Annotated in this window: 23 protein-coding genes; 6 read left to right on the forward strand and 17 right to left on the reverse strand. The window is 62.1% G+C overall.

Features of this window, described 5'->3' with window-relative positions:
• Positions 1 to 104 precede the first annotated feature (104 nt).
• The gene (locus tag T3A99_RS19320) at positions 105 to 725 is read left to right on the forward strand and encodes a lysophospholipid acyltransferase family protein (protein WP_322834703.1); all 621 of its coding nucleotides are present in this window, start codon (positions 105 to 107) and stop codon (positions 723 to 725) included.
• A gap of 1 nt (position 726) precedes the next feature.
• Positions 727 to 1,659 carry a phosphatidate cytidylyltransferase gene (locus tag T3A99_RS19325; RefSeq protein WP_047229452.1) on the forward strand — a complete coding sequence of 311 codons (933 nt, stop codon included), beginning with the start codon at positions 727 to 729 and terminating at the stop codon, positions 1,657 to 1,659.
• A gap of 154 nt (positions 1,660 to 1,813) precedes the next feature.
• Here the strand turns inward: T3A99_RS19325 and T3A99_RS19330 are convergent, their stop codons facing one another.
• The 13 genes from T3A99_RS19330 to T3A99_RS19390 form a co-directional block, all read right to left on the reverse strand.
• A complete protein-coding gene (locus T3A99_RS19330) occupies positions 1,814 to 2,971 on the reverse strand; it encodes a glutathionylspermidine synthase family protein (RefSeq protein WP_274090074.1) in 1,158 nt (385 codons plus the stop codon).
• A 12-nt stretch (positions 2,972 to 2,983) separates the two neighbouring features.
• Positions 2,984 to 3,703: a DUF1190 domain-containing protein gene (locus T3A99_RS19335; protein WP_076383471.1), complete on the reverse strand. Its 720-nt coding sequence runs from the start codon at positions 3,701 to 3,703 to the stop codon at positions 2,984 to 2,986.
• A gap of 18 nt (positions 3,704 to 3,721) precedes the next feature.
• Positions 3,722 to 4,150 carry a DUF350 domain-containing protein gene (locus tag T3A99_RS19340; protein WP_047229449.1) on the reverse strand — a complete coding sequence of 143 codons (429 nt, stop codon included), beginning with the start codon at positions 4,148 to 4,150 and terminating at the stop codon, positions 3,722 to 3,724.
• Positions 4,151 to 4,165: 15 nt separating this feature from the next.
• Positions 4,166 to 4,840, reverse strand: coding sequence for a DUF2491 family protein (locus T3A99_RS19345; RefSeq protein ID WP_047229448.1), 675 nt, complete (start codon positions 4,838 to 4,840; stop codon positions 4,166 to 4,168).
• The gene (locus T3A99_RS19350; RefSeq protein ID WP_274090076.1) at positions 4,827 to 5,864 is read right to left on the reverse strand and encodes an ion channel; all 1,038 of its coding nucleotides are present in this window, start codon (positions 5,862 to 5,864) and stop codon (positions 4,827 to 4,829) included. The genes T3A99_RS19345 and T3A99_RS19350 overlap by 14 nt, the downstream gene beginning before the upstream one ends.
• A 376-nt stretch (positions 5,865 to 6,240) precedes the next feature.
• Complete coding sequence (locus T3A99_RS19355; protein ID WP_047229446.1) at positions 6,241 to 6,939, reverse strand: PspA/IM30 family protein; 699 nt, start codon at positions 6,937 to 6,939, stop codon at positions 6,241 to 6,243.
• A gap of 24 nt (positions 6,940 to 6,963) precedes the next feature.
• Positions 6,964 to 7,545: a YjfI family protein gene (locus T3A99_RS19360; protein ID WP_092394936.1), complete on the reverse strand. Its 582-nt coding sequence runs from the start codon at positions 7,543 to 7,545 to the stop codon at positions 6,964 to 6,966.
• A 332-nt stretch (positions 7,546 to 7,877) separates the two neighbouring features.
• Positions 7,878 to 8,693: a YfaP family protein gene (locus T3A99_RS19365; RefSeq protein ID WP_047229728.1), complete on the reverse strand. Its 816-nt coding sequence runs from the start codon at positions 8,691 to 8,693 to the stop codon at positions 7,878 to 7,880.
• A 3-nt stretch (positions 8,694 to 8,696) separates the two neighbouring features.
• A complete protein-coding gene (locus tag T3A99_RS19370) occupies positions 8,697 to 10,379 on the reverse strand; it encodes a DUF2300 domain-containing protein (protein WP_416221559.1) in 1,683 nt (560 codons plus the stop codon).
• Positions 10,318 to 14,886 (reverse strand): alpha-2-macroglobulin, encoded by a 4,569-nt coding sequence (locus tag T3A99_RS19375; protein WP_322834709.1) that lies wholly within the window; start codon positions 14,884 to 14,886, stop codon positions 10,318 to 10,320. The genes T3A99_RS19370 and T3A99_RS19375 overlap by 62 nt, the downstream gene beginning before the upstream one ends.
• Positions 14,883 to 15,542, reverse strand: coding sequence for a DUF1175 domain-containing protein (locus tag T3A99_RS19380; RefSeq protein ID WP_047229730.1), 660 nt, complete (start codon positions 15,540 to 15,542; stop codon positions 14,883 to 14,885). Before T3A99_RS19380 ends, T3A99_RS19375 begins: the two co-directional genes overlap by 4 nt.
• The gene (locus T3A99_RS19385; protein ID WP_107321788.1) at positions 15,527 to 17,236 is read right to left on the reverse strand and encodes a DUF2138 domain-containing protein; all 1,710 of its coding nucleotides are present in this window, start codon (positions 17,234 to 17,236) and stop codon (positions 15,527 to 15,529) included. Before T3A99_RS19385 ends, T3A99_RS19380 begins: the two co-directional genes overlap by 16 nt.
• A gap of 35 nt (positions 17,237 to 17,271) precedes the next feature.
• A complete protein-coding gene (locus T3A99_RS19390) occupies positions 17,272 to 18,060 on the reverse strand; it encodes a YfaP family protein (RefSeq protein WP_322834705.1) in 789 nt (262 codons plus the stop codon).
• A gap of 497 nt (positions 18,061 to 18,557) precedes the next feature.
• On the opposite strand from T3A99_RS19390, the gene T3A99_RS19395 reads away from it, so the two are divergent.
• From T3A99_RS19395 to T3A99_RS19410, 4 genes are all read left to right on the forward strand, one after another.
• Positions 18,558 to 18,800, forward strand: coding sequence for an exodeoxyribonuclease VII small subunit (locus T3A99_RS19395; RefSeq protein ID WP_047229733.1), 243 nt, complete (start codon positions 18,558 to 18,560; stop codon positions 18,798 to 18,800).
• On the forward strand, positions 18,797 to 19,684 hold the full coding sequence (gene ispA / locus T3A99_RS19400) for a (2E,6E)-farnesyl diphosphate synthase (RefSeq protein WP_047229734.1): 888 nt from the start codon (positions 18,797 to 18,799) through the stop codon (positions 19,682 to 19,684). The genes T3A99_RS19395 and ispA overlap by 4 nt, the downstream gene beginning before the upstream one ends.
• Positions 19,685 to 19,789: 105 nt before the next feature.
• On the forward strand, positions 19,790 to 21,688 hold the full coding sequence (dxs, locus tag T3A99_RS19405) for a 1-deoxy-D-xylulose-5-phosphate synthase (protein WP_173406497.1): 1,899 nt from the start codon (positions 19,790 to 19,792) through the stop codon (positions 21,686 to 21,688).
• Between the two features lie 148 nt (positions 21,689 to 21,836).
• Entirely contained in the window at positions 21,837 to 23,717 is a 1,881-nt protein-coding gene (locus T3A99_RS19410; protein ID WP_322834706.1) for a TonB-dependent receptor domain-containing protein, read from the forward strand.
• Between the two features lie 139 nt (positions 23,718 to 23,856).
• Here the strand turns inward: T3A99_RS19410 and T3A99_RS19415 are convergent, their stop codons facing one another.
• The 4 genes from T3A99_RS19415 to T3A99_RS19430 form a co-directional block, all read right to left on the reverse strand.
• Positions 23,857 to 24,654: a cobalamin-binding protein gene (locus tag T3A99_RS19415; protein ID WP_274090079.1), complete on the reverse strand. Its 798-nt coding sequence runs from the start codon at positions 24,652 to 24,654 to the stop codon at positions 23,857 to 23,859.
• A complete protein-coding gene (locus T3A99_RS19420; RefSeq protein WP_047229737.1) occupies positions 24,654 to 25,073 on the reverse strand; it encodes a hypothetical protein in 420 nt (139 codons plus the stop codon). Before T3A99_RS19420 ends, T3A99_RS19415 begins: the two co-directional genes overlap by 1 nt.
• Positions 25,070 to 25,687 (reverse strand): GTP cyclohydrolase II, encoded by a 618-nt coding sequence (gene ribA / locus T3A99_RS19425; protein WP_047229738.1) that lies wholly within the window; start codon positions 25,685 to 25,687, stop codon positions 25,070 to 25,072. Before ribA ends, T3A99_RS19420 begins: the two co-directional genes overlap by 4 nt.
• Before the next feature lie 109 nt (positions 25,688 to 25,796).
• Complete coding sequence (locus T3A99_RS19430) at positions 25,797 to 26,555, reverse strand: substrate-binding periplasmic protein (protein ID WP_076383461.1); 759 nt, start codon at positions 26,553 to 26,555, stop codon at positions 25,797 to 25,799.
• Positions 26,556 to 26,561: the final 6 nt, after the last annotated feature.

Raw genomic sequence — 26,561 nt, forward strand, 5'->3', positions numbered from 1 at the left:
ATCAGATTGATTGTGTTCAGCCTCTTGGGGGCTGCTGCGCAGCCCAGCGGGAGCAAGCTCCCTCGCCACAGTTACGCTTATGTTTCTCAGGACAAGGAATCCTCATGTTCGAACCCGTGGTCGCCAGCCTCATCACCTCCGCCGCCCGCATGGTCACGGGCGCTCGCAGCCTGTGGCTCGGTTGCGCGCCGCAACCGGTGCAGCGGATCTACTTCGCCAATCACAGCAGCCACGGCGACTTCGTGCTGCTGTGGGCCTCGTTGCCGCCGGCGCTGCGCAAGCTTACCCGGCCGGTGGCGGGCGCCGATTATTGGCAGATCAGCCCGCTGCGGCGCTACATCATCAACCGGGTGTTCAACGGCGTGCTGGTGGACCGCGAGCGCAAGGACCCTTCGTACAACCCTTTGCAGCCGATGCTCGATGCCTTGGAAAACGGCGACTCGCTGATCATCTTCCCCGAGGGCACGCGCAACCCGGAGGACGGCCTGCTGCCGTTCAAGAGTGGGATCTATCACTTGATGAAAAGCCACCCTGAAGTCGAGGTGATTCCAGTGTGGATCGCCAACCTCAACCGCGTCATGCCCAAAGGTCGGGTACTGCCGTTGCCGCTGTTGTGCACCACCAGTTTCGGCGCGCCGCTGTGCATCGAAGAAGATGAAGGCAAAGAGCAATTTCTTGAACGCAGCCGGGCCGCGCTGCTGGCACTGGCCCCGGAGCACGTCTGACATGGATAGACATACCCTGATGCTGTTTAGCGGGATCGGCGCGATTCTGCTGCTGGCCTCCGTGATTGGTTTCATTCTCAAACTGCGGACAAAAGGCGCGCCGAATTCGGTCATCGATAACCTCAACGCGCGAATCAACGCCTGGTGGGTGATGGTGCTGGTGATCGGCACCGCGTTCTGGCTGGGCAACGCCGCGGTCATCCTGTTGTTCTACGCCGTGTCGTTTTACGCCCTGCGGGAATTCCTGACCCTGACACCGACCCGGCGCAGCGACTACCCGGCCTTGGTAGCGGCGTTTTACCTGGCACTGCCGCTGCAATACCTGCTGATTTATTTTGATTGGTACGGGCTGTTTTCGATCTTTATCCCGGTGTACGTGTTCCTGCTGTTGCCGATCCTGGCATCCCTGGGCGGCGACAGCACGCACTTTCTGGAGCGCGCTTCCAAGGTCCAGTGGGGGCTGATGATCGCGGTGTTCTGCATCTCCTTTGTGCCGGCGCTGCTGACGTTGGACATCGCCGGTTTCGAAGGGCGCAACCTGTTGCTGATCGCTTACCTGGTGATCGTAGTGCAGCTGTCGGATGTGCTGCAGTACGTGTGCGGCAAGTTGTTCGGCAAACACAAGATCGCCCCGAACCTGTCACCGTCGAAAACCGTCGAGGGTTTTGTCGGCGGCATTCTGCTGGCTTCGCTGATCGGTGGCGCGTTGTGGTGGATCACGCCGTTCAATCCGTGGCAGTCATTCCTCATCGCCTTGCTGATCAACTTGCTGGGGTTTGCCGGTGGGATTGTCATGTCGGCGATCAAGCGTGACCGTGGCGTCAAGGATTGGGGGCACATGATCGAAGGCCACGGCGGCATGCTGGATCGGCTGGACTCGGTGTGCTTCGCCGCGCCGATCTTCTTTCATTTGGTGCGGTACTGGTGGACCTGAAAAATCTGTGGTGAACACCTGACCTGTGGGAGCGAGCCTGCTCGCGATAGCGGAAAGTCAGTCGACATTGATGTTGGCTAATCCACCGCCATCGCGAGCAAGCTCGCTCCCACATGGGATTCTCGTCCCTTGATCCTCGATGGACGATCGGCAATCAGTCGAGGATCAAATGCGGCAGGAACCGGCTCGAATCCTTGGTGATCAAGCTGTTGTCTTCCCGCACGCCGATGCCGGCGGCCTGGTCGCCGATGACCCAGGAGCCGATCAATGTGTAGCTGTCGCCAAACTTCGGCAGCGGGGCGAATTCCTGGAGGATGAAGGGGGCGTCGGTATAGGGGCCGTCTTCTTTGACGATCAGGCCATCAGCGGTTTGCAGCTCGATGTTGGCGCCTTCCCGGGAAAAGAACGGTTTGCGTACCCAGCCCTTGGGTACGGCTTTGCTCGAGTCAGTGTCGAGATGGGCTGCGAGCAGGTTCGGGTGACCTTTGTTGAATTCCCACAGCAACGGCAGGATGCCTTTGTTGGAGATGATCGATTTCCAGGCCGGCTCGAAAAACTGCGTGTCGCTCTGGGCAATCGCCGCACCAAAAGGCTCGTGGAAGATGAACTCCCAGGCATGCAGCTTGAACAGGTGAGGGATCCAGCGATCTTCCAGATCGACGAAACGGCCTTCGCCTGTAAGGCCGATGTCCTCGATATCGATGTGCCGCGATTCGATGCCGACTTTTTCCGCGATCAGGCGTAAGTAGTCGGTGGTGCCCTTGTCTTCGATCGAGTCTTTCATCGACGCAAAGTAAAAAGGCTGCTTGAGTTGCAGTTGGGCAAAGACCTGATGCAGCTTGGTGTCGATGCTGTTGAACTGGTCGGCATGCCAAGGCAACAGTCCGCGCTCGATGCATTGCTCCAACCAGCCCCACTGAAACGCCGACGCCTCATACAGGCTGGTCGGCGTGTCGTAGTTCAGTTCCAGCAGCTTGGCGGGGCCGCTGCCGTTGTAGGAGAAGTCCATGCGCCCATACAGGTGCGGATGCCCTTCGAGCCATGAGGTGCGAACCATGTCGAAGAACGGCGCGGGAATGCTCAGGCGCTCCAGCAGCTCCTCGCTCTGAACCACCCGGGCCACCAGGTCCATGCACATCTCATGGATCTCGGTGGTCGGGTCTTCCAGATCGTCTTCGATCTGCTTGAGCGTGAACTGGTAGTACGCGCTCTCGTCCCAATAGGGTTCATCATCGATGGTGTGGAACAGAAAGCCGAGACTCTCGGCGGTCTGTTTCCAGTCATGACGTTCGGCGCAATGGACTTTCTTCATGACGCGCGTTCCTTAACTGCTCGATCGCCCGGAGCTGCTCGAGCCGCCCCAACCGCTGCGGGCGCTGGCTTTGCTGCCGAAACCGCCACGGGAGGTGGAGGAAGCAACAGAGATCGGCTTGCTGGCGGAGCGGACCGTGTCGGTGTAGTTGCCATACCTCGCCTGATTGGACTTGGTAAAGGTCGAGCCTTTGGAAATCCGCTGGGCGAGCGTGGAGGACGCGTAGTTGCCGCGATCATCGCGATAGCGGTAGACCGGTTGGGAGTAATAGCTGTTGCGGTTGCTGCTCAGCATGTTGCCGATCAGCAACCCGGTCAGCAGGCTGGTGCCGGAGAACCCTGAGCCTTGCGCATTGGCTTCGGAGGCCGGCAGTTGTGCCTTGGCCGCGTCCACCTGGGCTTGGGTAACCTGGCCATCGGCGGTCAGTTCGAAACCACCCAGCCTGGGGATGAACTGGCCGGTGGAATCCTGTTGGCACCAATCGGCAACAAAGTCGGCATCGCAATCGGCCTGGTTGCTGTACGTCGGTGCGATGCGGCGATGCTCGGCCATGGCGGTCATGTAGGCGTCGGAGCACACGTCTACCGGGAGTTTTTCATCGGCACATTGCTGCACGGACTGGAAGTTGTACTTCTTCTGTACCGGGTAGGTTTTTTCTGTCGGGCCGCAGCCTGATATCGCCATGGCGACCGACGCGGCCAGCGAGAGCTGAACGTACTTGCTTCGTTTCATGGGATCTCCGTGGCGCAATCAGTTCTGGGAAGGCGTCATGCACGCGGCGTTCAACATGCCGACGCTGATGGCCACTGCCGCGATATAAATACCCGCGGCGAGTTCACCCTTTTTAATGCGTTCAGAGGCGCCTTTGAGCACCAGGCTGGTCACCAGGAACGCCAGCAGCTGCACGAACGCTGCGATCACGGCCCAGACGACGAAGTCCAGAATGCTGACGGAATAGGCAATCACATTGCTGGCCGGGATGGCGAAACCGATGATGGCGCCGCCCAGCGCGATGGCGGCGGCCACGTTGCCCGAACGGATCAGTTCGAATTCCTTGTGCGGCGTGATCCGGGTGTAGATGAACTGGTACAGCGCGAACAGCACGGCCGCACCGAGGATGTACAACACAAACCCGAGCACGGCGGCTTTGTTCAGGGAAATCGAGAGCGCTTCAAGCATGGACTTCTTCCTTTTTTAAAAAGTGTTCAGGTCAGTGGTGTACAGCGAAATGCCCAGCGACGTGCTCAAGCTGATGGTGCCTTCGGCATCTTCTTCGACGGAAAACAGCAGGAATTCCCGGCGATCGGTCAGGCCGGTTTCACGGGCATACAGCATTGAGCGGTGCTCGACGCTGTAGGACTCATCCGGATTGCTCACGCGCTCGCTCAACGCCACCAGTTCTGTCTGGCCTTCCTCGGTGCCCCATTCGCGGCTGTACTCGACACCGTCGTGGTTGTAGGTCGGCAGGCCGATCAGGCTTTCGGGTCCGGCCAGGCGTCGCAACTCCGCTTCGCTGTTGAGGGTGACGTAACTGAGGTAATTGAACAGGATCACCGACTCGACCTGCCCGGCGACATCGCCGCTGGTGTGCACTTGCAGCCAGTAGTCCTCGTCGTTCATGTAACAGCGCGTCAGCCAGTTCGATTGCCCGAGGTCGACGATGCCGGTGCTCCAGATCTGCTGGGCATCCGGGATAACCACACCGGTGTTGCCGTCGAGCAACAACTTCAACGTGCTATCGAACCTGAGTTCTTTGCCAGATGCCAGGCCCAGCGGCCCGACGGAGGCCGGGATTGGGTTGGCGACCCATTTGGAGTCCTTGCCCGAGTTCGGCGCCTCCATGCCCATCAACCGTTTAAACCAGCCCATTGGAGATTTCCTTGAGACGCGCGGAGGCGATATAGAAGAGGTCGCCGCCGCCCCCGACCCGCGTGTCGCAGGGCGGGTTGATCGACGGGTGCCGGGCGCCTTTGGCGCGGTAGCCGATGAGAATGGCGTTGTGGTGCTCTTTCATCTGCACATACAGATCGCCGAACGCGGCATCAAACGCTTCGGGCAGCTTCATCAGGTACTGAGTGGCGCCCTCGCCCACGCAAAGCAATTCATTGATGACCACTGACGAACCCGGATCCTGTGAAGCACGCACCAACATCTCGATGGCCATGCTGGAGGTGCACTCCAGGCTGGGCGCGTAGGCGCTGGCGAGGGCGGCCACTTCACTGTCATTGAAATGGGCGACCACATGCCCGACCGGGTTCAGTTGATTGACCGCCAGCACGGTGGACAGGGTCAGATCGTCTGAGTGGGTGCGCACCAGGACGCGTTCGGCACCCGGCACACCGGCACGCTGCAAAAGAGCGACAGAGGACAGGCTTTCACCTTTGATAAAAGTCGTCTTGCCGGGCATGGGGTTTTCTTCAAGCACGCAATCGCAGATGACAATCAGGTTGTCGTTGGACGTCTCGTCCTGCAGGAGCAACTCGATGACCCGTTCGCTGGAGGCGCCCTCCCAGCCGATGAGAACGGTGTGGCCGGTCTTGCCGGTGAAATCGCCTTTGCCCTTCATGCCTTTTCTCCATACATCAATGACGCTGCTGGTGGTTTTGCCGATGACCGTCGTCAACAGGGCAATGCCCCCGAGCATGATCCAGGTGGCCACGAAAATTCGCCCGCCGGATGTCTGTGGCAACAGATCGCCATAGCCGACGGTGAGCGTGGTGGTGAGATAGAAGTAGATAAACGTGGCGGCAGCGATGAGGTGCTGTTCGCCCAGAAGCACCAGGCCGATCCAGGCGATGGCCAGGTGTACGCCCAACGCAATGGCCAGGCCCGCCCAGCCGAACCGATGGAAGAAGGACGAGGCGTAGGTTCGCAGCAAAAGGAAAATCGACATTTCGTCCCTGACTCCGTGGGTTCATTCCTGGCGACGTCATCGCACGGGCAGCGGAGTGCTCAAGTGCGGTCACGGGGCAGCATTAAACCTGCTGCGCGGCGTGGATAGAAGAGCTTTGGTGACAATAAATCCGGGAATTTTCAGGAAAACAGGACTAAGACACAAAACCTGAAGCTGAACACAAAACCCTGTGGCGAGGGGATTTATCCCCGCTGGGCTGCGGAGCAGCCCTGAAACCTGACACCCTCGGTGTGTCAGCTGGGTCGAGCTCGCTGTTATTGGGGCTGCTTCGCAGCCCAACGGGGATAAATCCCCTCGCCACAAGGTCTGTGCCTGGCTGCCTTGGCCTGTCCCCACCAAGGCAAAGCCCAGCCGATTACTCCGCCGATTTTTTCTTCAGGCGCTCCAGAATCGCATTGGCGCTGCCTTCGTTCGGCGTGATGCCGGCATCGCGCAGTTTGCGCTCCAGGTCGTTGCCGGTCGAAGCCTCGGCCAGTTCGTCCTGGGCTTGCAGTTCAGCGGCACGTTGCTGTTGCTTGGCCTGCAGGCGGTTGAGCGTACCGACGGCGGTTTCCAGCTTGCCATTGGCGCCGCCGCTGGCAATCGAAGCACTGACCTGGGCTTTCTGCACGCTCTCACGGGCCTTGGCCATGTCCACTTGCTGACGCAGGCTTTTGATGCGGTTCTCGGCCTTGACGATGTCCTTGCGCATGTTTTCAGCGTAACCACCGAACTCGGTCGCGTGCTTTTGCTCGGCGTCCAACTCAGAGGTCAGGGTCGAAATGGCTTCGGCCACTTCCAGTGCCAGGTCTTCACGGTTGGCCTGGATGGCCGCCAGCGCCTTGGACTCCAGGTCCTGGATCTTGGCGTTGTACTCGCTGACGCGGTCAGTCGACAGTTTGTGTTTGGCCATGATGGTGACCAGCTCACGCTTGGCGTTGGCCAGCGCGCTGTCGGCATCGCGAATTTCCTGGTCGAGGATGCGCAGGGCCTGTTGATCGACGATCGACTCGCCGACTTCGTTGGCACCACCACGCAGCGCGGTGAACAATTTGCTCCAGATGGACTGAGTCATTGGATATTTCCTGTTCCCGAAAAATTAGATGAAGAAACGTTCGAAGGCTTCGCTGGCGCGCTGGACGTTGTCGACGAGGGTTTTGACCTCGGTCACGACGTTGGTCAGGCTGGAGTCGGAACTCAGTGCGCCAAACATGTTGTAGACAATCTGCCCGTTGGGCATGGACTCGATACCGATCGAGGACAGCGGGAACATTTCCCGGCTGCGCAGCACGGCATCATTGAAGGCCGCGACGTCATTGATCGATTCGACATCCACCAGAACGGTGTCGACGATGATCTGATCACCCACCACTGCGATGTAAATCGGCAAGCCGCCAAAATCGTTCATTTCCAGCTTGATGCTGGACTCGGAGCCTTGAACAAGGGAAAGCGTGATGTCGTTCGCCACCACTTCGTCGAGGGCCTGAAGGGCACTGAAGAGGCGATCAATGTTCCAGTTGTTACCTGCGCTCATGTAATTCTCCGACATGAATGAGCCAGCCAGAATCGGTTGGCGTAGCTGTTTCTCCATCTGCTTGAGCAGGCTCCGGTTTTCGGGAAGCACCCAAGTTTCGTGTTTCACATACCCGGCGGCACTCAAGCCCGCGCGCATCTGCTTCATGTAAAAGCTGGATGGTTTTTTCACGGACGGTTTCGAGCGCTCTCCCTTGCGGCTCGCTGAATCGGTAGCAGACCCCGCAGGATCTGTTGGAGAGCGGCTGTTCATGGTGCTGACCTCACTGCGAAAAAACTCACGCGTGAGAAACACTACAGGGAATACCCAGCCCCCTCAATAGCTCACGCGTGAGATTTCTAATTGTCACAAACCACGGACACCCCCTGTGGGAGCGAGCCTGCTCGCGATAGCGACAGCACGTTCAGCATCAGGGTGTCTGACACACCGCCATCGCGAGCAGGCTCGCTCCCACACTCACAAACGACTCTGGCGCGGCCTTAGGGGTAACTGAAGCTCTTGACCAACATCAACTCCCCCGCCGTGCGCATCGGTACCACGAAGGTTTCCATCTTCTCGCTTGGCGTGCCCTCTTCGGTGATGACGGTGATCTGCGCCGTGGTCAGGGCTTGTGCCGCTTGTTGCTCGCCGTCCTCGTCACTGCGGTAACCGCCGCCGTAGTAGTTCACGTACACCAGGTACTGGCCTTTGATCGGCGCGGGCATGGCGATGATTTCCGGGCCGTAGCCGGTGGTGACATCGACGTCGAGCGCGGCGCCGTTGGGAACGACGCGGTCGCCGTACCAGATGTGGGCGCCGTCCGGGGTGACGAGGTGCAGGTCCAGGTCGGTGCCGTCGCTGTCCCAGGTCAACAAGACCCGCAGTTTGGCCGGGGTGGCGCCGCCGCTGGTGTTGAGAAATTGCGTACGGTGGCGTTGCTGGCCGTCGGGGCTGCGCACTTCGATGCTGTTGCTGCCATTGGGGAACGAGAACGGTCGGTCGAAGCGCCCTTGCGGGTCGAGTTTCAGCGGCAGGGTCACGCCATTGATGATGAGTTTGCCCGGCTCGTTACTGTCCTTGGGCGTGCCTTTGATCTGGCCGCTGATGCGGGCGGTGTTGGCCTGGCCCTGAGGTGTGTTGACCGAAGAAGCCGGGTAGTTGACGGTCTGGCTGAAGCTCTCGCCTTCACCGCCCGGCGCGCCGCTGCGCCAGCCGCCGACCGGGGTGTCGAGTTTGATGCCCTCGCCCGCAATGGCCGGCGGCAACACGGCCAAAGCGCAGAACAACAGCAAGGCCTGTGGATAACGGAGTGTCATGGTCTATTCCAGCAAGAGGTGACGGGCGAGCCCTTCGATGTAGGTTTCGTCCTGGCCGTTGGGGTGAGCTTCAAAGGCCAGGTGCAAGTATTCGTGGGTCAGGTCGAGGCGGTCTTGCAACGACAGCACACCGCGCACGTAAATGCGCCGGCGTTCGCGGTCGACATAGGGCCGGCCGAAGGCGACACGGCAGACGGCGAACCCGCTGATTTCGTTGTAACCCACTTCACCTGCCAGACGGGGGCGCCAGCCGCGTCGCTGTTTCAACAGCCAGTCCTGAGCGGCGGGCAGCGCTTCACAGGACGCCACCGGATTGTCCCAGCGGCTGAGGCTGGCGCGCGGGTAGGCATGCAGCAGAATGGCGTCGTAGCGCTGGCCGGCTCTGGCCTGCTCCACGGCTTGCGCCCAGGACAGTTTGTCCGGGGCGGATTGGTCAGAGTGGTAGGTCACGTCGGTGCCCGCCAGCACCAGATCGCTGGTCCAGGCGGCGATGGCGCGGGTTTGCGGCGTCGCCGGACGTGGGGCGACGCGCTGGCGATGACTGCTGTCATCGATGCTCAGGCAATCGCCGTGACGCTGGGCGTTTTGCAGCAGGTAGCTGCGGATCGCCACGGCCAGGGCCTTCGCGGCTTCGACGGGTTCAGCCTTGGCTTCGCGCTGCAGGACCCGGGCGACGTACTCTTCCCGATCCAGTCGCGCCACCAGTTTGCCGGGCAGCAGGAACAGCTCGCCGTCGCTGTGGATATCCAGTTGGTTGCCATTGGCGAATTCGACACGGTAATCGCCGCGCAACGGGCCTGGGGTGGCCGGCCCGTCACCCGCCATCACCCGCTGCAAGGGATACCGGGCGAACAGGTCAACTTCCACACATCGCCCCGTTTCCGCCGGCCAACGAGACGGCAGCGCCGCAGCCAATCCATCACCGTATGCCTTCAATATCTGCTCGCTGGTGCCACGCCCACCAGCCCACACCGGCGTGCCGTCGGCCAGCCAACCAGCGAAACCACCCTGACGCGATGAAGGATCCTGCTCACCCAGCCAACTCCAGGTCTTGACCCGCAGACGACTGCCCAACTGGCCGACGAGACGCCCATCCGCCGCGTTGAGCACCACGTCCAGCAGTACCCGACGGGCCTGATCCTGAGCCGGCAGCATCGCCAGTGCCTTGAGCAGTTCAGCCACGCGTACCTGTTTTTGCGGTTGCAGGCTCGGCAGGTCCAGCAGCCACGACGGCGCTTGGCGGGCCTGCCAGTAATCGCGCCAGTTCGAAGCCGAAAGCCCAAGCCGCTGCGGTTCGAAATACAGGCCGCAGGATTTCACCAACGCCTGATCGCGACCGATGCTCTGCCCGGCGCTACAGCAATAGACTTCCTCTTTGGACTCACCGCGACATTCATATGCCGGTTCGCGAGCGCCGGTGTCCACCAGCCATGCGTAGACAAATAACTTCCACACACTGCCCAGCGGCGCCTGCAGGGCCTCGGGCAAGGGCTGACGGTCCAGCACCTGGGTCTGGCTCACCCGCAGCAACTGACCGTCGAAAGCCAGGCGCAACGATTCCTCCTGCGCTGTGGCCAGCGCAGGGATCAAGCACAACAACCACCCAAGCCGCGGCCAGCGCACGTCAGTTGACCGTAACCTGACCGAGCGCCGGTTTCTGTTCCCGAGCCTGATGCTGCGGCGCATAGACCTGGGTGAAACGCACCGGCGGCAAGCTGAACTGGCCCTTCTGGGAGAAGCGCACCAGATGCCGCAGGCGCAGCTCGCCACTGAGGGCGTCCAGCGGCACCGCGTAACCCATCTGACCCGGCTCGAAGCGCGCCTTCTCCAGGGAAGTCGGCTCACTGCCGGCCTTGCCCAGCAACTGGATGCCCCAGGTGGTGCGCTCCACATCGGCACCCGGCGGCAGCGGCACTTCGAGCATGCCGTAGCGCAGCGGCGTAGAGGCCTTGCTGTTGATGATCACTTCATCCAGATAAAGGCTGTCACTGGACAGCGGCCTGCTGCCCACGGCTTCGAGCTTGAAGGTGAAGGCCTCGTCGCCCGGCACCAGACGGGACAAGCGCCGGGTAATGGTCACCGCCATCGGCGTCACGGGCGCTTGCTGGCTCTGGTAGCTCAGTGCCGCCTGCAACGGGCGCTCCTCGGCACCGCTTAAGGTCAGCAGGGTCGGTAGCTGCGCGCCCTGCCATTGCCAGTAGGTTTCACCGGTAGCCCCTTGCCGGGCCTTCCAGCCTTCACCCGGGGTCAGGGCCACGGCGGGCGCGGCCTGCTCGATGCTGCGTTGCAGCCAGGTCAAGGCCAGGGCCCGTTCAAGGGTCGATTGCTGCGGCAGCAGACGTTCGAGCAATGCCTTGGCACGCGCCTGATCGAAGCTTTGCAGTGACAGGCTCAAGGCCTCGACGAACGGCTGGGAGCTGACTTCCATTTGCTGTTGTGCGGCGTCGAGTTGCCGGCTGAAGGCCTCCGGCAGCGGCACCTTCACCTGCCTGGCGAGGGACGCCGTCAGCATGCGGGCGCTGGCCAAGCCCAGGGCCGAATCCGGCGCGCTCATGACCAGGCTGTCTTCGCCACTGTCCATCACGCTCGAATCGCCGCCCTCGCCGGCTTTCGCCAGGTCGTCCATCAAGCCGCTGAGCAAGGTGTTCACCGGCAGTTGCATCTGTTTGGCGAACGACAGGATCAGCGCACGCTGCAGCAACGGCGTATCGCCGGCCTGTTTGGCGTAGACCTCCAGCACCCGCTGCCAGTGCTCCGGCGGCAGGCTCAGGTCCAGGGCCTGGCTGGCGTGCCAGTCGGCGTAATAAGCATAGGCCGTGAGGAACGCATCCGGTTCGCCAGCCTGGCCCCACCAGGTGAAGCTCGCCGCAGGCCCGGCCATTTGCACCAGGCGCAGGCGACTGTTTTGCATGATCAGCCGCAAGCGATCGCGAATCTGCGGGTTCGCCGCCAGCGTCGGGTAGGCGATGCTCAGCGGCAGCAGACGACTGGCGGTTTGCTCGACGCCGCCGTAGGGGTAGTTCAACAAGTCATCCAGGGCCGAACGGAACAGCGCTTGCGGGCTGTCGTCCAGGCGCAGGCGGATATCGCTGGCATCAAGCGGCAGGCTCAGCGGTGTGTCACCGCTCGCCACGTCAAGGCGCTGGCTCTGGGTGACTTGCCAACCGTTGCCAATGGCATTGAGTTGCACGGCCAGGGTGTCCTGGGTTTCGCCATTGACCTGCAACTGCACGTTCAAGTCGCCGTTGCTCAACTCCAGAGACGGTAGCGCCACATAGTTGATGCCGTGCTTCAGGTCCGCCACCACGCGCTGTTCAGTACCGGCGTAACGGATCAGCAGTTCGGCCTTCAACGGCTGTTCGGACTGGCTGAAAGCGAACAGGCCCATTTGCGGTTTGTCACCACTGCGGAACCGGGTCGGGCCGCTCCACTTCAGGTACAGCGGTTTCTCTGAACCGATGAATTGCTTTTTCTGCCCCACCTGACCGTCGTCGGCGATGGCCCGGGCCGTGATGCGCCAGCGAGTCAGGGAGTCCGGCATCTTGAAGGTGAAGCGGGCCTTACCATTGGCGTCGGTGACCAGCTCCGGTTGCCACGCGGCAGTGTCGACGTCTTCACGACGAGGCCGCTCCAGCACTTTGACCCCGCGCTCACTGCGGTTGGCCTTGCCCGGCGCGCCCGGGCTGCCCGGCAGGGCCACGTCGTAGCTGATGAACGACAGGCTGGCGCTGGTGCGCACGTTGTTGCGGCGCGGATGGTAGAAAAACTGATCGATGGTGGGCGCCACTTCCGGTTGCAGGGCGTAGATCATTTCATCCACGACACTGACGGTCAGGTGCGCCGGGATCGCCTTGCCGACGAACTGGGTGCTCAGGTCCACGGTCACCGTGTCGCCAGGCCGATAAGTGGCCTTGTCGGTAACGATGGCGACGTCGATCTGCGGCGCGACCACCTTGATACCGGCGTTCTGGAAGCTGTATTGGCCACCCTTGGTGTACAGCACCGAGAAGGTCAGGTTTGGCGCAAAAGCGTCTTTCACCGGGATGCGCGCGCGGTATTGAGTGTCGCTGAGCTTTTCCATTTTCAGCCAGTCGCCGCCCTTGGACAGCAGCGCCGTGGCCTCGACCTTGTCCCGCTCCAGTGACAGCAGCGCATCACTGACCGGCTCCGGGAAGGTGATCAGCGCCAGGGCTTCGTCACCGGCCTGATACTGGGCTTTGTCGAGGACGATCTCGACCGTGCCCGGCACGGCCTTGATACCTTCGCCGGTCACCGAATGGCCAGTGGCGCCAATGACTCGACCGTGGTCATCCTTGAGGGTCAGGTTGTAGGTGCCCGGACGCTCGAAGGTCAGGCTGAAGCCCTTGTCCTTGGCCGCCAGTTTGCCTTCGCCGGTGGTCTGGTCTTCCAGCCGCACCCAGGCGTAGCTGCCCGGCGTCACGGCGTTGCTTTGCGCGTTGCCACCCTCGTTGGTGTAGCTGAACGAGACGTTCTCGCCGGCGGCGCTGAAACGCTGGGGCGCGCTCAGGCGAAAGTTCGCCGCGCCACGGTCGATGAGAATTTCCTTGGTGGTCTTGACCCGATACGCCGCGCCATCGCTGGCAAACACAGTGAGCGTATAGCGACTCGGCTTGTCGGCGGCCGGCAGTTCGAGGGTGGCGCTGCCCTTGGCATCGGTGGTCACTTCGCTGCTGGTCAGCTCCACCGGGAATTGCCCCAGGTATTGCAGCTCGTTATCCACCATCGACAGTTGCTGGGCCCGCAGGCTCAGGCTCACCTTGGCGTTGGCCACCGGTTTGCCGTCCGGGTACAGCAGCACGAGAGCGCCCTTGACCGGCTCGCCGGTGCGGTAATCCTGCTTGGCGAGGTTCAGCGCGATTTCGAAGTGCGGCTTGATGTATTCGGCCACGCGAAAGGCACTGCTGTAGAGCTGGTCCTTGTAGCCAAAGCGCAACTCATAACCACCGGCCATGGCGTTTTCCGGCAGCTGGAAACGGCCTTGGGTGCCGGCCTTGGAGTCCAGCTTCAGGGCCAGGGTCTGCAGCTCGGTGCCGGTGGCATCCAGCACGCTGACATTGACGTCGGCGGCCGTCGGCTGCACCGAGTCCCGGGCATTCTTGAATTCACGGCCGACGATTTTCAACGACACCCAGTCCCCCGGCCGATACAGCGGCCGGTCGGTGAAGGCGAACAGCTTGGTGTCGTAGATTTCGCTGTCGTAGTAGAAGTTTTCCGAGACGAATACCCCGCCCTCCTCGTCCTCGCCGATGACGAACGAACGCTCCGGGCTGACGTGCTTGAGGCGCAGCAAGCCGTCTTCGTCGGTGGCGCCGCTGCTCATCACGCCCAGGCCGTCGGTCCACAGCACGTTGACCTTGGGCACCGAACGACCTTCGTGTTTACGCGCGGCCCAGACCAGCAGCTCGTCCCCGGCGATCTTGCTCACCGCTACGGTGTTGGAAACAAACACCATGGTGGTGGCCCGGTATTTCCCGATCAGCGCTTCGACCAAATAGAGACCGGGTTTCAACTGGCCCAGTGGCACGTAGACGTTGCCTGGCGCGACGCTGATGAACTCACTCGACGAACCCGCCAGGTTGACCCCCGCTGGCGGCTGGATCGGCTTGGCCTGCCACAGCGGATAACGGAACTGGCTGACCACCGGCAAACCCGGAATCAAGGCGAACTGTGGTTGCGCGTCGTACGGCGTCGGCGCGGCGATGGCGCTGCCCATTTTCAGTTCCGGCACTTGCTCGGTGACTTGCTGACGCGACTCGTAGGAAAACGCCCGCTGCATCACCCGACGGGATTTGCGGTACCAGTTGTCCCACAGGTACGCCAGGGTGTTCGACAGCCCTTCGCCCTTGAACTGGCCGTCGCTGACCACCCGGTGCAGGTTCTTCTGGCGCTTGAGGAAATCCAGCGGTTTTTCGATGCGATAAACGCGGATATCGGCACCGCCGTACGGCTCCATGCGGAATTTCCGATAGTCGCGCCCCGGCGCTTCGAGGCGGACCATGGCTTGCTCGTCACTGGCAAAACTGCTGTCGGCCAGCAGGAAGAAGCTTTCACCGGCCAACGGTGTGTAGCCGCTGGGCTGCACAGTGTCTTCGGCATGAACGATCGGCGCCAGCAACAGGGCCAACAGCAGGGACAATTTTGAACACAAGCGCAGCATGCGGGCACCGGTCATTGGGAGAGAAAGTTGAGTCGATAGACGCCGATGAAGTTGGGGTTGGCTGCGTCGGGTATCCATCGGGTGTCCTTCCAGTTCATGAGTTGTTGCAGGCTTGCCGAGCGCATGCCGTTGTCGGTTGGGGTGGTGGTGCCGGTGTGATAGGCGATGTTGCGGCCCATCCAGATCATCAGGTGCTGGTCATCGCCCTGATCGAAGAACATCAGATCGCCCGGACGGGCCTGGGTGACATCCCGGCTCACCAGATGGCTGTTGAACTGGATCAGCTTGATCGCGTTGACGTAGGGCCCGACCTTGCCGCCGCCCTGTTGCCATTGCTGGGCCAGACGTCGCTGGGCGTCACTGAGCTCCAGCTCTGGCGGCAGGTAGCGATTGGACAGGCCATTGCTGCGCAACCACTTCTGGTCGTGGACCTTCAGCGCTTCATTGGCCGCAAAGCGCACCAGCCCGGCGCAGTCCTGTTGGTACCAGCGCGGGCTCGGGCCTTTGGTCAGTTGTTCCTGGGCAATACGCACGAACCAGGCACGAAAGACCTTCGATTGCTGCACATCCAGCGCGGGTGTCTGAGCGGCAAACGCCTGCCCGCCCAGCAGCAGCGCCAGCATCAATACCCATCCAGGGCGGCGGATCAACCCGGTCACAGCGCTTTCCATTCCAGTGGCAACCACTGCCAGTGGCCGTCCGGTTCGCTGCCTTCAGGCAACGTCAGGGCGTATTTGCCGTATCCGCCAAGGGTGCGCAGCTTCGGAATCAGGTAGGTTTGCGCGGCGTTGTAGAACACCGGTTCCATGTCCTGGGGCAAGCTGTCGAGGGTTTCGCGTTGCATCAGTTGCGCCATGGCATCCGGGCCGAAGTAGACCGGCATCAGCAGGTCCTTGGGCACCACGTCGGCCATGGGCGGGAAACGTTTGTCGAGGGTGCCGAGGGCCTTGTCTACCAGTTTGTCGTCGAGGGAAAACAACAGGGTCGAACCGTGCCGCGCCAGGCTGACTTGCATGAACGCCTTGCCGGTGATCGACTCGGGCTGCGCGGCGTCCTTGGCCGGGTAAGGGCCGAAGTTGGAGCTGACCTGGCGTTGCCAGCGGTGCATCGGGCCTTCCTGTGTCTCAACAACGGGAAACGCATGTTCGGCCACGTTATTTTCGTAGGCGCCCACCATCGAACCGAACAGGTTGCCCAGGTCGGCATCGAGCTTGCCGCCGTCATCGTTCAGGTTCGCCACCAGCAGTGGTGTGTAAAGCCGCGAATCGGCGTACCAGCACAGCCCCGCCGCGCCGGCCATGTGCTCGATCATGACCTGGGCCGCGTTGTCGTCGGCACCGAGTTTCACCAGCAATGGCTTCTGTTGTTCGGCGGCCAGGGGCAAAGCGACACAGGCGCTGGCGCCCATGGGCATGGCTTGCCAGATTGGCTTGAAGTCGAAGTCTGGCTGGTCTTCCAGCTCGTCCATGGCCAGGAAGCTGTGCCAGCCCTTGTCGTCCATGTCGAAACGCAACCCGGCGAAGTTCGGGATGAATCGCTGGTAGCCCATGGCGAGCACGCTGGCATTGACCGAGATGCGTTGCTTGACCTCAGGCGCCTTGGGCAGCAGGCCAAAGGCTTCGGGGAAGAGTTTTTCACCGGCCAGCAGCGCTTCGAGGGCCTGGGTCGAGACCATGCCGGGTTCGTCGGTGGGGCCACTTCCCAGGTCGTAGAGTCTGGTCGGATTGGACAACACCACCAGCTTGTCGCCATGAGAAGCGAACACCAGGGCTTTGCTGGCGTTATAGGTGAGTTGATAGACCGGCACCACGTCGCCGGCCACGTTCATCTCACCAAGCTGGCTGAGCTGTGAATCATCCAGCGCCACTTTTGCCAGTGGCTCCAGCACCTTGGCCAGGCCACCGCGATCCATCACCAGCAGAAAATCCTTGAGCCGCCCGTCGGCGCCGCGCCATAGCGCTACATCGGCCGGCTGGTCGAAAAGCTGCTCGATCAGGCTGTCCTGCAGTTTGAGATCATGCTCGTAGATGATCCGCCGCAGGCTGCCGATCAGCCCGAGGCGGTCGGCATGGGTTTCGTAATAGAAGACGAAATCCTCGGTGAGCGTGGCCTTGAGGAACGGCACCGCCAGCAAGTCCTTGGGCAACTGGCTCAGGGAGTGGGCCTCGAGCAGGCCGTCGGGGCGGCTCAGGCCGAGTTTTTCCAACGCCAGTTCCATGGGCGGTGCCTTGGGCTTGGTCATGAACCAACCCAGTCCGGCGGCGACACCGGCCACCAGGCACAGCCCGATCAGCAGCGCCGGCCAGCGGCGCACAGGTTTGGTGGCGGGGGCCGGCGCGGTCGGGGAAGCAGTGTTGTCGCTCATATTCACAAGGGCCTGTTCATCCGTGGAGCGGATACTTAGTAGTTGAAAGTCTTGACCAGCAACAGATCGCCGATGGCGCGCAGGGGCACGACAAAGGTCTCGCGTTTTTCATCGACGGTGTTTTCGTTGAGCACCAGGTTGATCTGCGAGGTGATCACCTCGTTCTGGTTGCTGGTTTCCTCGAAGTTGTAGCCACCGTTGCTGTAGTTGCCCCAGTAGTTCACGTAGACCAGATAGGTGCCGTGCATCGGCGCGGTCATGGTGAACATTTCGGGACCGGGGCCATCGACGCCATCGGGGTCGAGGCCGCCGCCGTTGCTCAACGCCGGTCGGCCGAAGAACGCATGCTGGCCGTCGGGGGTGACGATGTGCAGGTCCAGCTCGGCCTTGGGATCGTCCCAGCCCAGCACCACGCGGATCTGCGCCGGGGTTCGCTGGTTGTTGGCTTCATAGAACTGCACGCGCTTGAGGGACTGGCCTGCGGAGCTGCGTACCTCGACGCTGTTGGAGCCCGCGCCAAAGGCATACGGGCGGGCGAAACGCCCTGCATCGTCGGTATAGAGATTCAGTGGATTGCCGTTGACGGCCAGGCTGTGGGGCGCCCGGGCCGTGCCCATGGCCTTGAGCCGACCCTCGATCATCGTGCGATTGCGCTGCACGCCGCGGTCGATGGGCGGCGTGGGATAGGCCACGCGCGGGTTTTCAGTGCGATCGAGCAAGCCGCTGTAGCGCCAGCCGCCGACGGGCTCCAACAGCTCGGCGGCAGGCTCGGCCCACGCCAGTGGCGCGCCCGCCAGCACGATCAACAATGAAAGAAAACGCATGTCTGCCTCCTGCCATGCATGACCCAACCCGGCGCCCTTCCTCGGCGCTGCCTGTCATTATTCGGGTTACGTCTGAAGGCCCCGCCACAAGGGGCCCGTAGATGCGGCGAAGGTTAGCGATTCGGCGGATTATTCACAATCAGGGAACGCGCGAATCTGTGTGGGAAATCACGTACTGAGGGGGGCGTGAGCCGATTAGCGTGGCTATTCGGCTCACGAAATGAGCCGAATACGGAAACTGACGTAGCTTCGGAGGTAATCCCGTTGCCTCTATTGGCGCTGGCGAAGCCTGCGATCTTTTAACTTTCGCTCAAGATTCAATTGGCAGGGGGAAGATCGCAGCCTCGTTGCACTCGACAGTTCCTAGGGTCCAGCAGGAGCTTGCCCCTTACCAAAAAGCAGCGCTTCACAGACCGCGCAAGTCCTGCTCTGATTTGCCCCAATACCCCATGTCTGCTAGTGTCGCGCCCGTTTAACAGTCAACCGGAATCGCCGCCATGGCCCGCAAAAAAGCTGCACTGGACTTCGAACAATCTCTGGCCGACCTGCAAACGCTGGTCGAGCGGCTGGAGAACGGCGAGTTGTCGCTGGAAGACTCGCTGACCGCCTTCGAACAGGGCATCGGCTTGACTCGCGACTGCCAGGCGGCGCTGGCCCAGGCCGAGCAAAAGGTGCAACTGTTGCTCGAACGCGATGGTGAGCTGACCGAAGAGCCTTTCGACGCGGACCAGCCTGAATGATCGGCGCTTATCAGGCCGGCAGTCAGGCCCGGGTCAACGCGGCACTGGACACCCTGTTCACCGCCCCAAGCCCTGAGCTGGCGCGGTTGTACGAGGCCATGCGCTACAGCGTGATGAACGGCGGCAAGCGCGTGCGTCCGCTGCTGGCCTATGCGGCGTGCGAAGCCTTGGGCGGTGCGCCTGAACAGGCCAACGGCGCGGCCTGCGCCGTGGAGCTGATCCACGCGTATTCGCTGGTCCATGATGATTTACCGGCCATGGACGACGACGATTTGCGTCGCGGCCAACCCACCACCCACAAGAAATTCGACGAAGCCTGCGCGATCCTGGCCGGTGACGGCTTGCAGAGCCTGGCGTTCAGCGCCCTGCTGGAGCCGACGCTGAACGATTGCCCGGCGCAGATTCGCCTGGACATGGTCAGCGCCCTGGCCCTGGCGGCAGGCCCGGCCGGAATGGTCGGCGGCCAGGCCATCGACCTCGGTTCGGTGGGCCTCAAGCTGGATCAGAGCGCGCTGGAATACATGCATCGGCACAAGACCGGCGCCTTGATCGAGGCCAGCGTCAAACTCGGTGCCCTGGCCAGCGGTCGGGCCACGCCTGACCAATTGCAAGCCTTGCAGACCTACGCCCGGGCCATTGGCCTGGCGTTCCAGGTGCAGGACGACATCCTTGACGTCGAAAGCGATACCCAGACCCTGGGCAAACGCCAGGGCGCCGATATCGCTCGCGACAAACCGACCTACCCGGCCCTGCTCGGCCTCGACGCTGCCAAGGCCTATGCCCTGGAGTTGCGCGACCAGGCCTTGAGCGCGCTGCGACCCTTTGACGCGGCGGCCGAGCCGTTGCGCGAGCTGGCCCGATATATCGTCGAACGCCGTAGCTGATACGGGGTCAGACTGCGTATCGGCCAAGTTCCGGCCTACGCGTGGGCAGCTTGCGATGCATAAGGTAAACTGCCGCCTCTTTCTATACCTATAACGATTCGCCTGATGCCCACGACGTTTCAAGAGATTCCCCGCAAACGCCCGACCACGCCGCTGCTGGACCGCGCCAACACGCCGGACGGCTTGCGTCGCCTGGGTGAAGCCGAGCTGGAAACCCTGGCCGATGAGTTGCGCCTGGAGCTGCTCTACACGGTCGGCCAGACCGGTGGCCACTTTGGCGCCGGCCTTGGCGTCATCGAGCTGACGATCGCGCTGCATTACGTATTCGACACCCCGGACGACCGGCTGGTGTGGGACGTCGGTCATCAGGCCTATCCGCACAAAATCCTCACCGGCCGTCGCGAGCGCATGGGCACGCTGCGCCAGAAGGACGGCGTGGCAGCGTTCCCGCGGCGCTCCGAGAGCGAGTACGACACCTTTGGTGTCGGCCACTCCAGCACCTCCATCAGCGCCGCCCTGGGCATGGCGATTGCCGCCCGTCTGCAAAACAGCGAGCGCAAGGCGATTGCCGTGATCGGCGATGGCGCACTGACGGCAGGCATGGCTTTCGAGGCGCTGAACCACGCGCCGGAAGTCAACGCCAACATGCTGGTGATCCTCAACGACAACGACATGTCGATCTCGCGCAACGTCGGCGGGTTGTCCAACTACCTGGCGAAGATTCTTTCCAGCCGCACCTACGCCAGCATGCGTGAAGGCAGTAAAAAGGTGCTCTCGCGCCTGCCAGGCGCCTGGGAAATCGCTCGCCGCACCGAGGAATACGCCAAGGGCATGCTGGTGCCCGGTACGCTGTTCGAGGAGCTGGGCTGGAACTACATCGGCCCCATCGACGGCCATGACCTGCCCACTCTGATCGCCACCCTGCGCAACATGCGCGATCTCAAAGGCCCGCAGTTCCTGCATGTGGTCACCAAGAAAGGCAAAGGCTTCGCCCCGGCGGAAGTCGACCCGATCGGTTACCACGCCATCACCAAGCTTGAGCCGGTGGACGCCCCGGCCACCGCCCCGAAGAAGGCCAGCGGACCGAAGTATTCCGCTGTGTTCGGCCAATGGCTGTGCGACATGGCCGCCGCCGACCCACGCCTGGTGGGCATTACCCCGGCGATGAAGGAAGGCTCGGACCTGGTGGCCTTCAGCGAACGCTACCCGCAGCGCTACTTCGACGTGGCGATTGCCGAGCAGCACGCTGTCACCCTCGCCGCCGGCATGGCGTGTGAAGGCGCAAAACCGGTGGTGGCGATTTATTCGACCTTCCTGCAACGCGGCTACGACCAGCTTGTTCATGACGTCGCGGTGCAGAACCTCGATGTGCTGTTCGCCATAGACCGTGCAGGTTTGGTAGGCGAAGACGGCCCGACCCACGCCGGCAGCTTCGATCTTTCGTTCCTTCGCTGCATCCCCGGCATGTTGCTGATGACGCCGAGCGATGAAAACGAGTTGCGCAAAATGCTCACCACCGGGCACCTGTTCAATGGCCCGGCGGCGGTGCGCTACCCTCGCGGCAGCGGCCCGAACGCGACCATTGATGCTGATCTTGAGCCGATCGAAATCGGCAAGGGCGTGATTCGCCGCCAGGGCAAGCAGACCGCCCTGCTGGTGTTTGGCGTGCAACTGGCCGAGGCCTTGAAGGTCGCCGAAACCCTGGACGCCACCGTGGTGGACATGCGCTTCGTCAAACCCCTGGACGAAACCCTGGTGCGTGAGATGGCCGGCAGTCACGAACTGCTGGTGACCGTCGAGGAAAACGCCATCATGGGCGGCGCCGGAGCGGCGGTCAGCGAGTTCCTGGCCCGGGAAAACATCCTCAAGTCGGTGCTGCACCTGGGCCTGCCGGACATCTACGTCGAACACGCCAAACCGGCGCAGATGCTGGCTGAATGCGGGCTGGACGAGGCCGGGATCGAAGCGGCCGTGCGCCAGCGGTTGCAGGTGCTGGGCCGGTAAATCTTCAGACCACACAAATCCCTTGTGGGAGCGAGCCTGCTCGCGATAGCGGTGCGTCAGTCAATATAGATGTCGACTGGTCTTACGCCATCGCGAGCAGGCTCGCTCCCACAGGGGTATGCGTGGAGCCATATTTCTCGGAACACCCATGAAACTGCGCCTCGCCCTGACCTTCTCACTGCTACCAACCACCGAGCTGCTGGCCGACACCTTCGAACGCGACCAGGCCCTCAAGCTCCCCGACGTGGTCATCAGCGCCAACCGCCAGGTCGAGGCCCGCAACGACAGTAGCGCCGCCAACACGGTATTCACCCGTGACGACATCGAACGCCTGCAACCGGCCAGCGTGACCGACCTGCTCAGCCGTGTGCCGGGGGTTCAGGTGGCGCCGCTGGGCGGGCGTGGCAGCCTGCCGGGGATTTACATTCGCGGCACCAAATCGGCCCAGAGCCTGGTGCTGGTGGACGGCCAGCGCATCGGCAACTCCACCTCCGGCGACAGCAACTTGCAACGCCTGAACATCAACCAGATCGAACGGGTGGAAGTGCTGCGCGGTTCGCGCTCAGTGATCTACGGCGCCGACGCGGTGGGCGGGGTGATCCAGATCTTCACCCGTCGCGGTAACGAACAAGGCCTGCAACCGCGCTTGCACCTGGGTTTCGGCAGCCACCAGACCTGGGAGCGCAGCCTGGGCCTGTCCGGCGGTGATGATCGAACACGCTTCAGCCTCGGCGCCAGCCTGGATGAAAGCGATGGGACCAATCGCACCCATGAGTCCTACGCCAGCGACCGTGACCTTGATGCCAACCGCAACCAGTCCTTGAGCCTGAGCTTGAGTCATGAGCTCAACGCTGACCTGGAAGTGGGCCTGAACCTGCTGGATAACCGCGGCAAAAGCGAATACGACAACCCGTTCGGCCGCTTCGACCCGAACACCTTCGAGTCGTTGCCCCAGCAGCCCTACAGTGAATTTGCGGTGAGCAGTTTTAGCACTTATGCCGATGGGCGCATCAACGACGCGTGGAAATCGCGCCTGGAACTGGGCCACAGCGAAAACCGCGAAAAAACCTTCGACAAGCTCAGTGATGTCCGGGAAGTGTTCAACACCTACCGCGACTCGCTGACCTGGCAGAACGATGTAACGCTGGACGATCGCAACAGCCTGATTGTCGGTGGTGATTGGTACGAAGACCGGATCAACAGCAGCACGCCGTATGACGAAGACAGCCGCTGGAACCGTGCGGCGTTTATCCAGCATCGTTTCCGGGGCGAAACGTTCTCCACCGAACTGGGCGTGCGCCGCGACCAGAACCAGCAATTCGGCGCCCAGAATAGTTGGAGCGGCACGCTCACCCTGCCGGTGAATCCGGACAATGATGTTCTGCTGACCTACAGCGAAAGCTTCCGCGCACCGACCTTCAACGACCTGTACTACCCGGACTTCAGCAATCCGGACCTTGCGCCCGAAACCGCCAAAAGCTACGAACTGCAATGGCGCAGCCAACTGAGCGACAGCGCCCGCCTGGAGACTTCGCTGTACCGCACGGACCTGGAAGACGCGATTATTTTCGGCAGCAATTCACGCCCACAAAACGTCGCCTCGGCACGAATCAACGGTTTCGAAGCAGCCCTGAGCCAAGAGTTATTCGGCTGGCAGGGCAATTTGGGCCTGGCCATCATCGACCCACGGGACCGCGACAGCGGCCACACCCTGGCCCGCCGCGCCCGCCGGACCTTGAGCCTGGACCTGGATCGCCAATTTGACCGCTTGAGCCTGGGCGCCACCTGGCAAGCGGTGAGCAGCAGCTACGACGATGAGAACAACCGCAACACCCTGGGCGGATACGCCCTGCTCGGGTTGCGCGGCAGTTGGACGTTGAACCGCGGGGTGAAGCTGGAGATGAAGGTCGATAACCTGCTGGACAAGGGCTACAGCCGGGCGCTGTATAGCCATGAAGGTGGGCAGTATGGGTATCGTGAGGAAGGCCGGGCCTGGTTGTTTGGGGTGACCTGGACGCCGGCGCTTTGATCCAGAGATTGTGGTGCCGGGACTGACCTCATCGCGAGCAGGCTCGCTCCCACAATTTGATCCGATGTGAATACAAAATCAGCGGCGCCACAAATCCCTGTGGGAGCGAGCCTGCTCGCGATGAGGTCAGTCCCGCGATTTATCTGTCCGGCGCAATTAGCCCGCACAACCGCGCCGTCGCCTCGATCATCTGCCCACTGGGTCGCTCCAGCCCCTTGTCACTGACCAACAGCAGCCGCCCCTGCGCCACCGCCGCCAGCTGCGGCCAGGCTTTCCACGCGTCGAGCTGGGCCTGGTCCGTGGCCAGGATGATCTGCGGATTGCGCTGCAACACTGACTCCACACTCACCTGCGGCGCCGGCAAGGTCAGGTCGGCAAACACATTGCGCGCCCCGCAAACCGCCAGCGCATCACTGATGATCTGCTCGCCGCCAACGGTGTACAGCGGCCGGTCCCAGACCTGATAGAACACCGGCAACGGCGTGTCGCGCCGGTAGCGCTGACGCAACGCCTCAAGACGCCCGCGCAACTGCGCGGCTCGCTCCACGCCCCGTTCCGGGCGGCCGAGTTGCGTGGCGATGGCTTCGATTTGGGTGATGAGCTGGTCGAGACTGTGGGGTTGGGCGACGTAGACAGGAATCTTCAATCCCTTGAGCTGCCGGCGCTGGGCGTTGCCGACGCTGCCGGGCCAGAGCAGGAGTAGATCGGGCCTGAGACTGAGCAAGCGCTCCATGTCCAATTGCCCATAACGCCCCACAGAAGGCAGGTCTTTCAACGCCAAGGGCCGATCGCCGCCATCCAGCACGCCCACCAGCAGATCGGCGGAGTCCAGTTCAACCACGATTTCAGACAGGGACGGAGCCAGGCTGACCACACGCTGGGCCGCCACCGTCGAGGCGCTGACGGCCAACAGCAGGACCGCCAGCCAGCGGATCATCAACCGAGCTGACGCGGGATGCGATACAGGTAGAACAAGACCGTCGTGGACAACGCCAGCAGCATCAACGGCACCGCTTCCAGGCCCACGAACACCGCCAGGGCGCCGATCCAGGCCGGCAGGCCAGCAGCGAGAAAGGCCACACGCCGCCGGGCCGCCAAGGCGATCCAGGCTTGAGGTTCTTCGGGGGTGTCGAGGGCTTTTTGGGTGGCGATCAAAGCGTGTTTGTAAGCGCCAAAGAAGCGCAGGCTGACAAACATCGAGGCCACGCCAGCGATAAACAGCGGCATCGCCAGCACCGGCAGAATCGCTTCGCCCTGGCCGAATACCGCGTTGATCACGAACAGCGGCAGCAAGGCCAGCGCCAGGTATTGCCACCAACTGACGGACAGTCGCCGCCGAACCTGACCGCGCGTCACGCCCGATCAACCTCGCCCTGGTGCTCGTTGCCCATCATGTGGTCGAGCTTGCTGGCCTTGGTCGCCAGGTAAAGTTTGTTGTGGGGGTTGTGCCCGGTGTGCAGTGGCACGCGCTCGGCCACCACGATGCCCATATCGGACATCGCCTTGACCTTGCGCGGGTTGTTGGTCATCAAGCGCAGCGACTTGACGCCCAGATGCTCGAGCATCGGCAGGCAGATGCTGTAGTCACGCAGGTCGGCCGCAAACCCCAGGCGCTCGTTGGCTTCGACCGTGTCGGCGCCGCCATCTTGCAGCTCATAGGCGCGAATCTTGTTCAGCAGGCCAATGCCGCGGCCTTCCTGGCGCAAGTAAAGCAGCACGCCACGCCCTTCGCGGGCAATGGCCCGCAGCGCGGCCTCAAGTTGCGAGCCGCAATCACAGCGCTGGCTGAACAAGGCATCGCCCGTCAGGCATTCAGAGTGCAGGCGGCCCAGTACCGGGGCACCGTCGGCGAAATCACCCAGGCTCAGCACGACGTGCTCGCGGCCAGTGGCTTCATCGAGAAAACCATGCATGGTGAATTGCGCAAAAGGCGTTGGCAGCTTGGAAGCGGCAACAAAAACGACAGGCACCGGTGTGCTCCTGATCTATTACTGGAGATTCGCAGAGGCGGGCATTGTAACAGCACGTCCCGACCGACGCTCAGGCTGAATTATCGGCCATAAACATCGAAAAGATTGATTACGGCTTTGGTGGCCTGCCGTGCTCGTCGAAGGGATAGGGTTGTTTCCAGCGTGCAAAAATCGGCTTCAGTCGACCGTTCTTCACCAGCTCAGCCATGCGCCGGTCAAACAGGCCCCGTAGCACCCGACCGTTTTCGGTGTTGGCAAACCCCAGATAGAGCGGCAGATTGATCAGCGGCGAAAGTTTGAATTGCTGTGGATTCTCGGCCTTGGCAAGTACGTTCTCGATTTCCATCAACGCATCGATATAAAAATCGGCGCGATCATGGACCAGCATCGGCAGGATGCCCACAGCACGGTGAATTTCGTTGAATTTGCGGATGTTAGGCAGGTAGCTGTCGTATTCGTAGCCACGCATCCACACCAGCCGATAGTTGCCGACCGTCGCCAATGTAGGAGACGGTTTAGAGGCCAGCCCCAAGGCGTAGATGTGATCGACATCGTAGTGCCATTGAGGATAAAGCACCCCCTCCGACTCATCGAGATAAGCGCCCACCTGCACATCGACCTCACCGCGCTGCACCAGCCCGATTGAACGGGTGTACGGCACGCTGCGGGTTTCCAGCCTCACGCCTGCGGGCTCGAACACTTCACGCAAGATGTCCCACGCCATGCCCTTGCCATCAGCCTGGGAGTAATCCGCCCATTCCTCGCTGGCCGCGCGCACCTTGTCGGGCAGCGCCGTCGGCTCGGCCGCCCGCGCGCCGAAGCAGCCCACCAGACACAACAGCAGTAAGAGTGCGCGGCTTGCGCCCATGCCTGA

The sequence above is a fragment of the Pseudomonas sp. N-137 genome (assembly GCF_034555295.1).
Taxonomy (GTDB): domain Bacteria; phylum Pseudomonadota; class Gammaproteobacteria; order Pseudomonadales; family Pseudomonadaceae; genus Aquipseudomonas; species Aquipseudomonas rhizophila.

Coding starts and splice junctions, on each gene's coding strand:
- T3A99_RS19320 (WP_322834703.1), top strand. CDS start 105: ATGTTCGAACCCGTGGTCGCCAGCCTCATCACCTCCGCCGCCCGCATG.
- T3A99_RS19325 (WP_047229452.1), top strand. CDS start 727: ATGGATAGACATACCCTGATGCTGTTTAGCGGGATCGGCGCGATTCTG.
- T3A99_RS19330 (WP_274090074.1), bottom strand. CDS start 2,971: ATGAAGAAAGTCCATTGCGCCGAACGTCATGACTGGAAACAGACCGCC.
- T3A99_RS19335 (WP_076383471.1), bottom strand. CDS start 3,703: ATGAAACGAAGCAAGTACGTTCAGCTCTCGCTGGCCGCGTCGGTCGCC.
- T3A99_RS19340 (WP_047229449.1), bottom strand. CDS start 4,150: ATGCTTGAAGCGCTCTCGATTTCCCTGAACAAAGCCGCCGTGCTCGGG.
- T3A99_RS19345 (WP_047229448.1), bottom strand. CDS start 4,840: ATGGGCTGGTTTAAACGGTTGATGGGCATGGAGGCGCCGAACTCGGGC.
- T3A99_RS19350 (WP_274090076.1), bottom strand. CDS start 5,864: ATGTCGATTTTCCTTTTGCTGCGAACCTACGCCTCGTCCTTCTTCCAT.
- T3A99_RS19355 (WP_047229446.1), bottom strand. CDS start 6,939: ATGACTCAGTCCATCTGGAGCAAATTGTTCACCGCGCTGCGTGGTGGT.
- T3A99_RS19360 (WP_092394936.1), bottom strand. CDS start 7,545: ATGAAGCAGATGCGCGCGGGCTTGAGTGCCGCCGGGTATGTGAAACAC.
- T3A99_RS19365 (WP_047229728.1), bottom strand. CDS start 8,693: ATGACACTCCGTTATCCACAGGCCTTGCTGTTGTTCTGCGCTTTGGCC.
- T3A99_RS19370 (WP_416221559.1), bottom strand. CDS start 10,379: ATGCGCCGCAGCATCAGGCTCGGGAACAGAAACCGGCGCTCGGTCAGG.
- T3A99_RS19375 (WP_322834709.1), bottom strand. CDS start 14,886: ATGACCGGTGCCCGCATGCTGCGCTTGTGTTCAAAATTGTCCCTGCTG.
- T3A99_RS19380 (WP_047229730.1), bottom strand. CDS start 15,542: ATGGAAAGCGCTGTGACCGGGTTGATCCGCCGCCCTGGATGGGTATTG.
- T3A99_RS19385 (WP_107321788.1), bottom strand. CDS start 17,236: ATGAGCGACAACACTGCTTCCCCGACCGCGCCGGCCCCCGCCACCAAA.
- T3A99_RS19390 (WP_322834705.1), bottom strand. CDS start 18,060: ATGCGTTTTCTTTCATTGTTGATCGTGCTGGCGGGCGCGCCACTGGCG.
- T3A99_RS19395 (WP_047229733.1), top strand. CDS start 18,558: ATGGCCCGCAAAAAAGCTGCACTGGACTTCGAACAATCTCTGGCCGAC.
- ispA (WP_047229734.1), top strand. CDS start 18,797: ATGATCGGCGCTTATCAGGCCGGCAGTCAGGCCCGGGTCAACGCGGCA.
- dxs (WP_173406497.1), top strand. CDS start 19,790: ATGCCCACGACGTTTCAAGAGATTCCCCGCAAACGCCCGACCACGCCG.
- T3A99_RS19410 (WP_322834706.1), top strand. CDS start 21,837: ATGAAACTGCGCCTCGCCCTGACCTTCTCACTGCTACCAACCACCGAG.
- T3A99_RS19415 (WP_274090079.1), bottom strand. CDS start 24,654: ATGATCCGCTGGCTGGCGGTCCTGCTGTTGGCCGTCAGCGCCTCGACG.
- T3A99_RS19430 (WP_076383461.1), bottom strand. CDS start 26,555: ATGGGCGCAAGCCGCGCACTCTTACTGCTGTTGTGTCTGGTGGGCTGC.